Annotated in this window: 13 protein-coding genes; 4 read left to right on the top strand and 9 right to left on the bottom strand. The window is 67.7% G+C overall.

Translation table 11 applies throughout. The annotated features are described in order from the left end of the window. The 4 genes from BN3385_RS28555 to BN3385_RS09290 form a co-directional block, all read left to right on the top strand. Nucleotides 1–189: hypothetical protein (locus BN3385_RS28555; RefSeq protein ID WP_197415151.1), on the top strand; the 189-nt coding region annotated here is incomplete at its 5' end. Nucleotides 190–245: 56 nt separating this feature from the next. Further along, nucleotides 246–1,535 (top strand): 3-phosphoshikimate 1-carboxyvinyltransferase, encoded by a 1,290-nt coding sequence (aroA, locus tag BN3385_RS09300; RefSeq protein WP_059016237.1) that lies wholly within the window; start codon nucleotides 246–248, stop codon nucleotides 1,533–1,535. Further along, nucleotides 1,532–2,521, top strand: coding sequence for a ribosome small subunit-dependent GTPase A (gene rsgA / locus BN3385_RS09295; protein WP_059016236.1), 990 nt, complete (start codon nucleotides 1,532–1,534; stop codon nucleotides 2,519–2,521). The genes aroA and rsgA overlap by 4 nt, the downstream gene beginning before the upstream one ends. Before the next feature lie 43 nt (nucleotides 2,522–2,564). Beyond that, nucleotides 2,565–3,422, top strand: coding sequence for an aldo/keto reductase (locus BN3385_RS09290; protein WP_059016235.1), 858 nt, complete (start codon nucleotides 2,565–2,567; stop codon nucleotides 3,420–3,422). A gap of 4 nt (nucleotides 3,423–3,426) precedes the next feature. Here the strand turns inward: BN3385_RS09290 and BN3385_RS09285 are convergent, their stop codons facing one another. The 9 genes from BN3385_RS09285 to BN3385_RS09245 form a co-directional block, all read right to left on the bottom strand. After that, nucleotides 3,427–4,641 carry a cytochrome P450 gene (locus tag BN3385_RS09285; RefSeq protein ID WP_059016234.1) on the bottom strand — a complete coding sequence of 405 codons (1,215 nt, stop codon included), beginning with the start codon at nucleotides 4,639–4,641 and terminating at the stop codon, nucleotides 3,427–3,429. Between the two features lie 4 nt (nucleotides 4,642–4,645). Continuing rightward, nucleotides 4,646–5,101: a 2,4'-dihydroxyacetophenone dioxygenase family protein gene (locus BN3385_RS09280; protein ID WP_059016233.1), complete on the bottom strand. Its 456-nt coding sequence runs from the start codon at nucleotides 5,099–5,101 to the stop codon at nucleotides 4,646–4,648. Between the two features lie 87 nt (nucleotides 5,102–5,188). Further along, nucleotides 5,189–5,920, bottom strand: a complete 732-nt coding sequence (locus BN3385_RS09275) for an HAD family hydrolase (protein WP_059016232.1) — start codon at nucleotides 5,918–5,920, stop codon at nucleotides 5,189–5,191. Nucleotides 5,921–5,924: 4 nt separating this feature from the next. After that, nucleotides 5,925–6,881, bottom strand: coding sequence for a phosphotransferase (locus tag BN3385_RS09270; protein WP_231748671.1), 957 nt, complete (start codon nucleotides 6,879–6,881; stop codon nucleotides 5,925–5,927). 177 nt (nucleotides 6,882–7,058) lie between these two features. Continuing rightward, nucleotides 7,059–8,306 (bottom strand): fatty acid desaturase family protein, encoded by a 1,248-nt coding sequence (locus BN3385_RS09265; RefSeq protein ID WP_059016230.1) that lies wholly within the window; start codon nucleotides 8,304–8,306, stop codon nucleotides 7,059–7,061. Nucleotides 8,307–8,377: 71 nt separating this feature from the next. Further along, nucleotides 8,378–9,520: a ferredoxin reductase gene (locus BN3385_RS09260; RefSeq protein WP_059016229.1), complete on the bottom strand. Its 1,143-nt coding sequence runs from the start codon at nucleotides 9,518–9,520 to the stop codon at nucleotides 8,378–8,380. Between the two features lie 59 nt (nucleotides 9,521–9,579). Beyond that, nucleotides 9,580–10,089: a DUF6912 family protein gene (locus tag BN3385_RS09255; protein WP_059016228.1), complete on the bottom strand. Its 510-nt coding sequence runs from the start codon at nucleotides 10,087–10,089 to the stop codon at nucleotides 9,580–9,582. Between the two features lie 9 nt (nucleotides 10,090–10,098). Further along, nucleotides 10,099–10,971: a polyphosphate kinase 2 gene (gene ppk2, locus BN3385_RS09250; protein ID WP_059016227.1), complete on the bottom strand. Its 873-nt coding sequence runs from the start codon at nucleotides 10,969–10,971 to the stop codon at nucleotides 10,099–10,101. A 45-nt stretch (nucleotides 10,972–11,016) separates the two neighbouring features. After that, on the bottom strand, nucleotides 11,017–12,426 hold the full coding sequence (locus BN3385_RS09245; RefSeq protein WP_059016226.1) for a WS/DGAT/MGAT family O-acyltransferase: 1,410 nt from the start codon (nucleotides 12,424–12,426) through the stop codon (nucleotides 11,017–11,019). Nucleotides 12,427–12,511: the final 85 nt, after the last annotated feature.

Below are 12,511 nucleotides of genomic sequence, written 5' to 3'. Positions count from 1 at the left end.
GGGGGCGACGGCGGTCAAGGCCCCAGCGGCGGTGACGGTGGCGCGGGTGGCACGGCAGGAGCCGGTGCCCTCGACGGGTCCGGCGGCACCGGTGGCACCGCCGGCAACGGCGGGCCCGGCGGCACGGCGGTCGGCGCGGGCAGTGCAGGCAGCACCGGCGCGCCGGGCATCCCCGGGACCAATGGCTGAAACGGAGGCAATGTCTGCTTAGAGTCCTGCGGGCCGGACAAGGCAGGATGTAGCCCGTGAGCACCGAACTGTGGACGGCACCGAGCACGACGGAACCGGTCCACGCCACCGTCACGGTGCCGGGCTCCAAATCGCAGACCAACCGCACCCTGATCCTGGCTGCGCTGGCCGCCGCCCAGGGTCAGGGCACCCCGACCATCAGCGGGGCGCTGCGCAGCCGCGACACCAACCTGATGATCGGTGCACTACAGACGCTGGGCCTGTCGATCGACGGCGACGGCACTGAGCTGACCGTCAGCGGAACACTGAACCCCGGCGCGCAGGCCCGCATCGACTGCGGGCTGGCCGGCACGGTGCTGCGGTTCGTACCGCCGCTGGCGGCGCTGAGTTCGGCGGCCGTCGAGTTCGACGGTGACGACCAGGCCCGGGCCCGGCCGATCGCGCCGCTGCTCGACGGATTGCGCGGGCTGGGCGTGGACGTCGAGGGCACCGGGCTGCCCTTCCTGGTGCGCGGTCACGGCGGTGTGCGCGGCGGGACGGTCTACATCGACGCCTCCGCGTCGTCCCAGTTCGTCTCCGGCCTGCTGCTGTCGGGCGCGTCGTTCCGAATCGGCTTGACGCTGGTGCACACCGGGTCGTCGCTGCCGTCTGCCCCGCACATCGCGATGACGGTGGCGATGCTGCGTGAGGCCGGCGTCGAGGTGGACGACACCCAGGACAACGAGTGGCGGGTCTCCCCCGGCGTGGTGGCGGCGCGGCACTGGGACGTCGAACCGGACCTGTCGAATGCGGTGCCGTTCCTGGCGGCCGCGGTGGCCACCGGCGGTACGGTGCGCATCACCGGCTGGCCGAGTGTCAGCGTGCAGCCCGCTGACACCATCCTGTCGATCCTCAAGCTGATGGGATCGACGGTGCACCAAACAGATTCCTCGCTCGAAGTCCGCGGCGCCGGCGACGGCTACCCGGGTTTCGACGTCGACCTCAACGACGTCGGCGAGCTGGCACCGTCGGTGGCGGCCCTGGCCGCGCTGGCCCAACCGGGCTCGGTGTCGCGGCTGACCGGCATCGCGCATCTGCGCGGCCACGAGACCGACCGGCTGGCCGCGCTGAGCGCCGAGATCAACGGCCTGGGCGGAGACTGCACCGAGACCGAGGACGGACTGGTCATCACGGCCCGCCCGCTGCACGGCGGCACCTGGCACTCCTACGCCGACCACCGGATGGCGACAGCCGGGGCGATCGTCGGACTGCGAGCCGCCGGCGTCGAGGTCGAAGACATCGCCACCACCGGCAAGACGTTGCCCGACTTCCCGCGGATGTGGGCCGAGATGCTGGGGCGCGATTGAGACGACACGAGTACGACGAGTCCGACGTCAAGATCAGGTCGGGCCGTGGCTCGCGTCCCCGCACCAAGACCCGCCCCGAGCACGCCGACGCGGAATCGGCCATGGTCGTCACCGTCGACCGCGGCCGCTGGGGCTGTGTGCTCGGCGGTGATCCGGATCGCCCGGTCACCGCGATGCGCGCCCGCGAACTCGGCCGCACCCCGATCGTCGTCGGCGACCAGGTCGACGTCGTCGGTGACCTGTCCGGCCGGCCGGACACGCTGGCCCGCATCGTGCGGCGCGCCGAGCGCCGAACGGTGTTGCGGCGCACCGCCGATGACACCGATCCGACCGAACGCGTGGTGGTGGCCAACGCCGACCAGTTGCTGATCGTGGTGGCCCTGTCGGACCCGCCGCCGCGCACCGGTCTGGTGGACCGCACGCTGATCGCCGCCTACGTCGGCGGTCTGCGGCCGATCCTGTGCCTGACCAAGAGTGACCTCGCACCCGCCGAACCGTTCGCGAGCCAGTTCGCCGACCTGGACCTCACCGTGATCACCGCCGGCCGTGACGACCCGCTCGACGAGGTACTGCCCCTGCTGGCCGGTGAGGTCACGGTTCTGCTGGGCCATTCCGGTGTCGGCAAGTCGACGTTGGTGAACCGGCTTGTCCCGCAAGCGGATCGGGCCACCGGCGAGGTGTCCGGCGTCGGCAAGGGCAAGCACACCTCCACTCAGTCGGTGGCATTGCCCCTGCCCGGCGGCGGCTGGGTGGTCGACACCCCGGGCATCCGCTCGTTCGGGCTGGCCCATGTCGAACCCGATGACGTGCTGGCCGCGTTTTCCGATCTGGCTGATGCGATCGACGACTGCCCCCGTGGCTGCGGGCATCTGGGGCCGCCCGCAGACCCGGAATGCGCGCTGGACGCCCTGACCGGGCCGCAGGCCCGGCGGGTGGCGGCGGCCCGCCGGCTGCTGGCTGCCCTGAGCGAAGCGGCCGCGTACTGACTAGCGTTGTTTGATATCGGCGACAGAGAGGCACACCGCAGTCATGACCGTAAGCTCCCAGGTTCCCCAGCTCACCCTCAACGACGGCACCACCATCCCCCAGTTCGGGTTCGGGGTGTTCCAGATTCCGCCCGATGAGACGGCCGAGGCCGTCCGTACCGCGCTGGAGATCGGCTACCGCCACATCGACACCGCCGAGATGTACCAGAACGAGAAGGGCGTCGGGCAGGGCATCCGCGACTCCGGGATCGACCGCTCCGAGGTGTACATCACCAGCAAGCTCAACAACAGCTTCCACAAGCCTGATGACGCGCGACGGGCGTTCGACGCCACCATCGACGCGCTCGGTTTCGACTACGTCGACCTGTTCCTCATCCACTGGCCGCTGCCGACCCTGTATGACGGCGACTTCGTCTCGACGTGGAAGACGTTGGAGGAGTTCAAGGCCGACGGCCGGGCCCGCAGCATCGGGGTGTCCAACTTCCAGATCCCCCACCTCGAGCAGCTGGCCCGCGACACCGAGACCGTTCCCGCGGTCAACCAGATCGAGGTGCACCCGTACTTCACCAACGATGCGGTGCGCGCCTACGGCATCGAGCACACCATCCTCACCGAGGCCTGGTCGCCGATCGCCCAGGGCGCTGTCCTCGGCGACCCGGTGGTCGGCCAGATCGCGGAGAAGATCGGCAAGAGCCCGGCTCAGGTGGTGCTGCGCTGGCACATCGAGCGCGGCGACATCGTGTTCCCCAAGTCGGTCAGCGTCGAGCGCATCCGGGAGAACTTCGACGTCTTCGACTTCGAGCTCAGCGAGGACCAGATCGAGGAGCTGACCGCCCTGGACAAGGGTGAGGCCGGCCGTCGCGGCCCCAATCCGGACACCTTCGACTGGGTCCCGAAGTAAGTCGCTAGCCGTCCAACTGCACCGGCAGTTTCTTCAGGGCGTTGTTCAGATTGGAGCGCACCCGCACCGGCTCGCCGGCCAGCTCGATCCGCGGGAACGCCGCCAGCAGCTCGCCGAAGAACACCCGGCCCTCCAACCGGGCCAGATGCGCCCCCAGGCAGAAGTGCCCGCCCATCCCGAAGGACAGGTGCGGATTCGGCCGCCGCATGATGTCGAACTCCTGCGGGCGGTCGAAGACCAGCTCGTCACGGTTGGCCGAGGTGTAGTACATCGCCACTTTGTCGCCGGCGGTGATCGGCACCCCGGACAGCTCGGTGTCCACGACGGCAGTCCGCCGGAAGTAGTGCAGCGGGTTGTCGTAGCGGATGATCTCCTCGACGGCCCCGGCCAGCAGATCGGGGTCGGCGCGCAGCGCGGCCAGCTGGTCGGGGTGGCGCAGCAGGGTCAGCAGTCCCGAGGACAGCATGCCCTTGGTGGTGTCGTTGCCCGCAGTGACCAGTTGGACGAAGAAGCCGCCGAACTCGATATCGCTCATCGGCCGGCCGCCGAAGTCGGCCCGCAGGATCTCGTCGGTGAGGTCCTCGGTCGGCTCGGACTGCCGGCGTACCCGAGCGAATTCCATGGCGTAGACGGCCATTTCGGCGCCCGCCTGGCCTTCGGCGACCTCCGGGCTGTACAGGTCGGGATCCTGGCTGGAGGTGGTGATCTCGGCCAGCTTCTGCAGGTAGGCCCAGTCCTGGCGGGGCAGGCCGAACAACTCCCCGATCACCTGGGTGGGCAGCCGGGAGGCGACGTCATGGACGAACTCGACGTCCCGTCGCTCGCGGGCGTCGGCCACGATATCGCGGCAGATCTCACGGACCCGGCCTTCCATGGCTGCCACGATTCTGGGCCGGAAGTGCGGCGAGAGCGGTGCGCGGTGGATGTGATGGCGCGGCGGGTCCATCCCGATCAGCATGTTGCGGACCCGGCCCAGGGTGTCTTCCGGGCAGTCCTCGACCACGATGCCGGCGGCTGAGGAGGAGAAGATCTCCGGGTTGCGGGCGACGTGGACCACGTCGGCGTGGCGCAGCACCGCCCAGAACCCAGGTTCGCCGTCCATCGGCTGCCAGTGCACCGGGTCGGTGCGGCGCAGCTCGGCGAGCGCCTCATGCGGGACGCCGCCGACGAACGTGTCGGGATCGGCGAGATCGACTGGTGCAGTGGCGATATCGGTCATGGCGCTAGCCGATGAGGACGTTGGGGACCGGCAGGTTGGCCGCCTGGCACAGGGCGAGGTAGGTGCTCAGCGCGGTGGAGCCGTCGACGACACTTTCGACCTGACCGTCGATGTCGATGTTGAGGTTGGCGCCGTAGATCTGGAACCAGACGTGGGTGTCATCCTCGAGGACCTGCAGGCTGTGCACCGAACCGGCGGGCTCATAGAGGAATGACCCGGCGCGGTTGACGTAGTCGTATTCCTTGTACTTCCACGCACCGGAGGTGGTGTAGGCGTACACCGGCCCGGTGTGCTTGTGCCGGTGCACCTCGTAGCCCGCGCGGAAGACGTTCTCGACGATCCACAGACCCTCGGCCTCCTTGACCTGGATCACCTTGAGCTGCGAGCCGTCCGGCAGCTCGACGAACGGCAGTTCGTCGGCTCCGATGTGAACGGCGGTGGGGATGTCGAACGTCGTCATTGATGTCGCCTCTCTCGCGGGAACTGCGGATGTGGCCCACATCATACGACGTAGATTTCCGGTATTCAACTACCTGAAACAAATGACCTAAAGTCCGATGATGCCCAGCAGGTCCCGGAAGTCGGTGATCCGATGGTCGGGCTGGCAGCCGTTGTGCTCCTTGGTGCCCTGATCGGAGTCGTACATGACGGTGCGCATCCCGGCCTCCTGGGCGCCGAAGATGTCGCGGTGCATGTCATTGCCCACGTAGAGGGTCTGCTCGGCGGGTACCCCCATGCCGTCGAGCGCGAACTGGAACAGCCGGCGGTCGGGCTTGCGGAACCCGTGGTCACCGGAGACCACGATCGGGTCGAAGAACTCGGTGAGGCCCACCTTGTGCAGTTCTCCGCGGGCGTAGGTGCTCTGGCCGTCGCTGACGATGGCCAGCGGAAAGTGCTGGCGCAGGATGCGCAGCGTGGAGCGCACGTGCGGGTACAGCTTGAGCTTGCGCCGGGTGACGCCGCGATAGATCTCGGCCAGGGTCAGCGGTAGTTCGGCGAGCCGTTGGGGTGGTAGCGCACGGGTGTAGTCGCTGGCGAAGTCCTCGACGATCGAGCGCCAGATCCCGGGCCCGTCGAATTCCGGATGCACCTCCGGGCTGGCGCGCTGCTGAGCCTTGAGCCGGTCGAAGTACAGCTCACTGAGGTGGTGGCGGCGCAGATCGATGCCCTGGTAGGTCAGGTAGTGGCCGACCGCCCGGAAGGCATCCTGCAGGTGGTCGTCGGTGCGGATCTCGATCAACGTGCCGTTGACGTCGAATGCGATGGCGGCGAGGTCCATACCGCTACGGCGCCTGCAGCAGCAGCTTGGCCTTGCGCACCAGCCGCGCGCCGTAGTCCGGGGCGATGTAGTCGTTGCGCGCGATGCGCAGCAGGTTCAGCGCCATGTAGTACGGCAGCCGGGCGGTGATCGAGGCGAACGCGGCGCCGCGGTCCGGGAAGTGGCAGCTGTACTCCCACAGGAAGTGCCCGATGAACGGTTCGGCCCGCTTGCGCGAGCCGGTGGCGAGCATGAACGCATGCTGCAGTTCGCCGGCCACCCGGCCGACGTCGAACATCCGGTCTCCGCGCTTCATCCGCTCCAAATCGATTGCCGCGACGTCCAACCCGTGGCCGAACAGGAAGTTCGCCGGAGTGGCGTCACCGTGCAACCACACCTGGCGGTCCTGCCACATGGCGGGACGGTCCCGCCACAGGCCCTGCAGCCACAGTAGTTCGTCGACGTCCCACTGCCCGATCCGATGGTGGCGGGCCAGCCGGTCGACGATCTGCCCGAAGTAGTGGCAGTCGACGTCGAAATCCACCGACTTTCCGTTCGCGGTCCGATTGTGCAGTGTGGCAAGGAAATACGCGAGCGCCTTCAGCCGCCAGTACAGGTGGGCATGATCGTTGTCGCGGATCGAGCGTTCGATGGCCTGGCTGAACTGCTCACCGGAGTAAAACTCCAGGGCGATCACGCCGTTGATGTCCGGGGCCACGCCGAGGGGACGGATCACATGGTGCGGCGAGCCGACGAGGTCGTAACCCCGCAGCCGCTGCAGGCTGTCGAACTCACGGTAGGCCATGCCCGCGGCCCGGTCCCGGTCCCAGCCGTACCGGGGGCCGTAGAACTTGCAGATCACCCGGGCCCGGCTGTGCTTCTCCTCGTAGCCGTACACCTCGTTGCTGCCGCGCAACCGGAACGCCCGGAACGCCGGCGAGGACGTATGCACGCCAAGGTGATCGCGGACGATTCCGCTCAAGAACCCGTGCAGCCTGTCGTCACGCCGGACGTAGCCGACATATGTTCCGATAACGTCGCCTCCCGATGCCAGACAGCGAGAGACTGTGTTCGCCGGTCAGTCACCAATTGTTCATCAGCGTAATGGCGAACCGTCATCTTGGCGCGGCGAGCGTGAGGTGGGCGAAAGCGACTGTCCCTAAGCGGACCTGGACCGGCGCCACTCCCGGACCGCGCCGATCGCGGTCTTCAGACCACGCTTGCGGCCGGTCTGCGGATCGACGCCGGCATACCCGGGCTCGAGTTCGGCGAACATCCGCTCGCTGCGGGTCTCCGGTGCGTCGTCGGCGGTGTCGCGCAGGAACCGGTCCGGCAGTGACAGTTTCGCGATCGTCCGCCACGACTTGCCGTACTGCACGAGGAACGGCCCGCTGGTGTAGGGCAGGTCGTACTTCTCGCAGAGCTGGCGCACCCGCACCGAGATCTCGGCGAGCCGATTGCTCGGCAGGTCGGGATAGAGGTGGTGCTCGATCTGGTAGGACAGGTTGCCGCTCATGAAGTCCATCACCGGACCGCCGTCGATATTGGCGCTGCCGAGCATCTGGCGCAGGTACCACTGCCCCTTGCTCTCGCCCACCATGTCGGTCTTGGTGAATTTCTCTGCGCCATCGGGGAAATGGCCGCAGAAGATGATGGCATTGGCCCACACGTTGCGGATGACGTTGGCCAGCGCGTTGGCGGTGGCCGTCGAGCGGAAGGTGGCCCGCGGAGACAGCGAGGTGATCGCCGGGAAGGCCACGTAGTCCTTGAACACCTGCGCACCGGCCTTGACGCCGAACTCGCGAACCCGGATCAGCGTGGCCTTGCGGTCATCGCGACCCTTGAAGATCTTGCCGAGTTCTAGGTGCTGCAGGCCCACGCCCCACTCGAAGGCGACGCACAGCAGGGTGTTGAAGAACAGGTTGAAGACGTTGTGCCGCTTCCACTTCTGGTCGCGGGTGACCCGGATGACGCCATAGCCGATGTCGTCGTCCATGCCCAGGATGTTGGTGTACTTGTGGTGCATGAAGTTGTGGGTGAACCGCCAGTGCTTGGACGCCCCGCTCATGTCCCACTCCCACGTCGAGGAGTGAATCTCGGGATCGTTCATCCAGTCCCACTGGCCGTGCATGACGTTGTGGCCGATCTCCATGTTCTCGATGATCTTGGCCACGCCCAGGGTCGTCGCCCCGGCCCACCACGCGGAGCGCTTCGAGCTCGCGGCGAGCATGAGCCGGCCGGCGATCTCCAGGCCACGCTGGGCGGCGATCGTGCGACGGATGTAGCGCGCGTCGCGCTCACCCAGGGAATCTTCGATGTCCTGCCGGATGGTGTCGAGTTCGACGGCCAGGCTCTCGATATCGGCGTCGGTCAGATGCGCGAATACGTCGACGTCGGTGATTGCCATAAGTTCATGCCTCCCTTCAGCTGCCTACGCTACCGTAACCTACGTACCCGTAGGTTACTAGTCAGTAAACCTTAAACGTCCACCACACAGTCGCCGGACGGTGACGACACGCACGTCTGAATCCGGGTTCCGGGCTCGTGTTCGACGCCGGTGCGCAGATCGCGGACATGCCCGTCGACCAGGCTCACCACGCACGACTGACAGATCCCCATCCGGCAGCCGAACGGCATCCGGACCCCGACCTGCTCGCCGGCCTCCATCAGCGACGTCGCCGCGTCGACGGTGGCGGTTTTGCCGCTGCGCTCGAAGGTCACTGTGCCGCCCTCGCCGTGGCCGGCCGCCCGGGAGGCGGCGAACCGCTCCAGATGCAGCCGATCAGCCAGCCCGGCGGCCGCCCACAGGGCGTGGGCGTCGTCGAGCATGCCTTCCGGGCCACACGCCCAGGTCTGGCGCTCACGCCAGTCCGGCACCACTTCGCCGAGACGCTGCAGATCCAGCCGGCCCTCAGTGCGGGTGGTGCGCACCGTCAACCGGTAGGAGTCGTGCTCACGCGCCAGCTGATCCAGCTCCGCGGCGAACATCACGTCGGATTGTGTTGGCGCCGAATGGATGTGGACGATGTCACCGACCTGATGGCGGCGCGCCAGGGTACGCAGCATGGACATCACCGGGGTGATCCCGGAGCCGCCGGTGAGGAACAACACCTGAGCCGGGGCCGGATCGGGCATGACGAAATTGCCCTGCGGGGCGGCCAACCGCACGATCGTGCCGGGGGCGACGCCGCCGACCAGGTGGCTGGACAGGAAGCCCTCGGGCATCGCCTTGACCGTGATGGAGATGGTCCGGCTCGGGCCGGCCGTCACCGGACTCGACGTCAGCGAATAGGACCGCCAGCGCCACCGGCCGTCGATCAGCAGGCCGATTCCGATGTACTGGCCCGGCTCGTAGTCGAAGGTGAAGCCCCAGCCGGGCTTGATCACCAACGTCGCCGAATCCTCGGTCTCCCGCCGGACGTCGACCACCCGGCCGCGCATCTCGCGGGCCGACCACAGCGGATTGGCCAGCTGCAGATAGTCATCCGGAAGCAGTGGGGTGGTGATGCGTCCGACCAGCGCACGGACCGCGTCGAGCGCCGGTCGCCTGCCCGCCCCGGCGACCTGCGGCCGCACCGTGTCGGCCACATGTGCCCTGATCTTGACGTCGTTCTTCGCCATGTCGACTCCTGCCGTGTCCAACCTACGGTACCGTAACTTACGGTTCCGTATCCAGGAGCTCACAGCAGCTCGAGCAGGAACGGCAGCTCTTGAGTGGCGTACCAGGCCAGGTCGTGGTCCTGGGCATCCCCGACGGTCAACTCGGCGTCCTCGTCACCCAGATCCGCGTCGTCGATCACAGCGATGGCCGCCTCGACTGCAGATTCCGCGGCGGCGTTGTCGACGTAGGCGGCCACCACCTGGTCGAGCCCGACCCGTCCGTCGAGGCGCACCACAGCGTCGTCGAGATCGGGGCGGGCCGTCACTGCGGCGTCGGGGGCATCAGCCACCAGGACCGCTCGGCGCAGCGGCAGTCCGGGACCTGAGTCGGACTCGGTGGCCAGCAGCCGCAGCGAGGCCAGGGCTGCCTCACCGAGGGCGACCTCGGCCAGTTCCTCGTCGTCACCCTCGGCGTAGGACTCCCGCAGCGTCGGCGTGACGGCGAAAGCCGTCCCGGACAGCGGCTGCATGGACCCGTCGACGACCAACCGTTGGAGCATGGCCAAGGTGGCCGGGATGTACACCCGCACCCACGCAGATTAGCCGCCGTTCTCCGGATCGCCGATCAGGGTGGACACGTAGTCGGGCACATACGTCGACAACTCCCGCGGCGGCCGGTAGTAGCTGCCGCTGATCACCGGCCGTTCGGGCAGGTCGACCTTGGGCAGCTCGACCTCGGTGTAGTCGATGGTGGACAGCAGGTGGGCCATCATGTTCAGCCGGGCGTGCTTTTTGACGTCGGACTCCACCACGTACCAGGGACTGTTCGGGGTGTCGGTGTGGACCATCATCTGGTCCTTGGCGCGCGAATAGTCCTCCCAGCGGTAGATCGACTCGAGGTCCATCGGTGAGAGTTTCCATTGCCGCACAGGATCATTGAGGCGCGACCGGAACCGGCGCAGCTGTTCTTCGTCGGACACCGAGAACCAGTACTTGCGCAGGATGATGCCTTCGTCGATGAGCATCTGCTCGAAAATCGGCGTCTGCCGCAGGAACAGCGAATGTTCTTGCGGCGTGCAGAATCCCATCACCTTCTCCACACCGGCCCGGTTGTACCAGGACCGGTCGAACAGGGTGATCTCACCCTTGGCGGGCAGGTGCTGGATATAGCGCTGGTAGTACCACTGACCGCGTTCACGTTCGGTCGGTGCGGGCAGGGCCGCGATGCGCACCACGCGCGGGCTCAGATACTCGGTGATGCGCTTGATGGTGCCGCCCTTGCCTGCGGCGTCGCGGCCCTCGAAGATCACCACGATGCGCGCCCCGGTCTGGCGGACCCACTCCTGGAGTTTCACGAACTCGGTTTGCAGCCTGAACAACTCGGCTTCGTAGGCCTCGTTGGGAATCCGGCGAACCGGCTTCTTCTTCGGTTTACCCTTCGGTGGCGAACCGTTGGTCTCGACGTCACCCATCGCCGCATCGTACGACCACGGGCCGTCGTGCGCTGACCAAGTGGATTACTGGGCGGCCTCGAGAAGCTCCTCGAGCGATTCGGCCAGCAGCGCCGGGAACACGTCGACGTCGCTCATGGCCTCACGGTCAGCGTTGATCCCGAAGTAGAGCATGCCGCAGTAGGACGTCACCCCGATGGCGAGCACCTGGTTGTGCAGCAGCGGCGGCACGGCGTAGGTCTCCAGCAGCTTGGTGCCGGCCAGGTACATCTGCGACTGCGGGCCGGGCACGTTGGTGATCAGCAGGTTGAACTGCCGGGCGGAGAACTGCGTGGCCACCCGGGTGCCCATCGCGTGCAGGGTGGGCGGCGCGAACCCGGACAGCGTGACGATGGTGCGGGCGTCGACCAGGCTGGCCGCCGCCGAGTGGGACTCGGTGGCGTGCGCGATCTGCGACAGCCGCACCACCGGATTGCCCTCCCCCACCGGCAGATCCACCAGGAACGGGGCGACCTCACTGATCGCCTGCCCAGGGCCGGAGGCCTCCAGATCCGCCTCGGGATACACCGACGTCGGTGCCATCGCCCGCACGGTGGAGGTGGTGGTCACCGGCTCACCGCGGGACAGCAGCCAGTTGCGCAGCGCACCGGCGACCACGGCCAGCACCACGTCGTTGACGTCGCAGTCATAGCGCGACCGGACCTTGCGGAAGTCGGCCAGCGACCCGCTGGCCACGGTGAACCGGCGGTTGCGCGAGACCTTGGTGTTCAGCGGACTGTCCGGGGCGGTGCCGCGGGCGACGGTGCGGGCGACGTCGGTCAGCCGGCGGGCCAGGTCGGCCAGCTCCGCACTGTTGGTGGCGACGTCGGTGACCGCCGAGCGGACCGCGTCGAGCTGCTGACCGGGCCGGGCCAGCCAGTCCCCGACCGCGCCGAGCAGCAGCTGACGGCTGCTGGGTTCGCGTCCCGGGATCCAGATGTCCTCACCGAAGGCCGGCGGCCGCTGAGTGCGGTCGGCGATCACGTGGCCGATCTCCAAGGCGGTCATCCCGTTGACCAGGGCCTGGTGCGTTTTGGTGTAGATGGCCAGCCGGTTCTTGGCCAGGCCCTCGATCAGGTACATCTCCCACAGTGGCCGGGAGCGGTCCAGCGGCCGGGAGCCCAGCCGGGCGATCAGCTCGTGCAGCTGGGCGTCGCTGCCCGGCGACGGCAGCGCCGAGCGGCGCACGTGATAGGTGATGTCGAAGTCGGGGTCGTCGACCCAGACCGGGCGGGCCAGCCCGAGGGTGACTTCGCGGACCTTCTGCCGGTAGCGCGGAATCTGCGGCAGCCGGTGTTCGATGGTCTCCAGCAGAGTGTCGTAGCTCAGCCCGGCGCGCGGCTTGCGCACGATCGACAGCGAGCCGACGTACATCGGCGTCGCGGTGTTCTCCAGGTGGTAGAACGACGCGTCCGATGCTGACAACCGAGTCACCATCGTTGCGCTATTCCCCTCGTCGGCTCAACCATTCCCGGGGAACTTCCGCCCGCCAAGCACCCGGATCCGTCCCGCCACGGTAACC

Origin of the sequence: Mycobacterium sp. M26, assembly GCF_001494595.1 — a bacterium.
In the GTDB taxonomy this organism is placed as follows: Bacteria; Actinomycetota; Actinomycetes; order Mycobacteriales; family Mycobacteriaceae; genus Mycobacterium.
The sequence above is the reverse complement of the archived record's forward strand: the minus strand, read 5'-3'. Positions and strand labels throughout refer to the sequence as shown.

Bases quoted from the DNA above. Each gene is read 5' to 3' on its own strand.
- BN3385_RS09290 (WP_059016235.1), top strand. From the start codon at position 2,565: ATGACCGTAAGCTCCCAGGTTCCCCAGCTCACCCTCAACGACGGCACC.
- BN3385_RS09285 (WP_059016234.1), bottom strand. From the start codon at position 4,641: ATGACCGATATCGCCACTGCACCAGTCGATCTCGCCGATCCCGACACG.
- BN3385_RS09280 (WP_059016233.1), bottom strand. From the start codon at position 5,101: ATGACGACGTTCGACATCCCCACCGCCGTTCACATCGGAGCCGACGAA.
- BN3385_RS09275 (WP_059016232.1), bottom strand. From the start codon at position 5,920: ATGGACCTCGCCGCCATCGCATTCGACGTCAACGGCACGTTGATCGAG.
- BN3385_RS09265 (WP_059016230.1), bottom strand. From the start codon at position 8,306: ATGGCAATCACCGACGTCGACGTATTCGCGCATCTGACCGACGCCGAT.
- BN3385_RS09260 (WP_059016229.1), bottom strand. From the start codon at position 9,520: ATGGCGAAGAACGACGTCAAGATCAGGGCACATGTGGCCGACACGGTG.
- ppk2 (WP_059016227.1), bottom strand. From the start codon at position 10,971: ATGGGTGACGTCGAGACCAACGGTTCGCCACCGAAGGGTAAACCGAAG.
- BN3385_RS09245 (WP_059016226.1), bottom strand. From the start codon at position 12,426: ATGGTGACTCGGTTGTCAGCATCGGACGCGTCGTTCTACCACCTGGAG.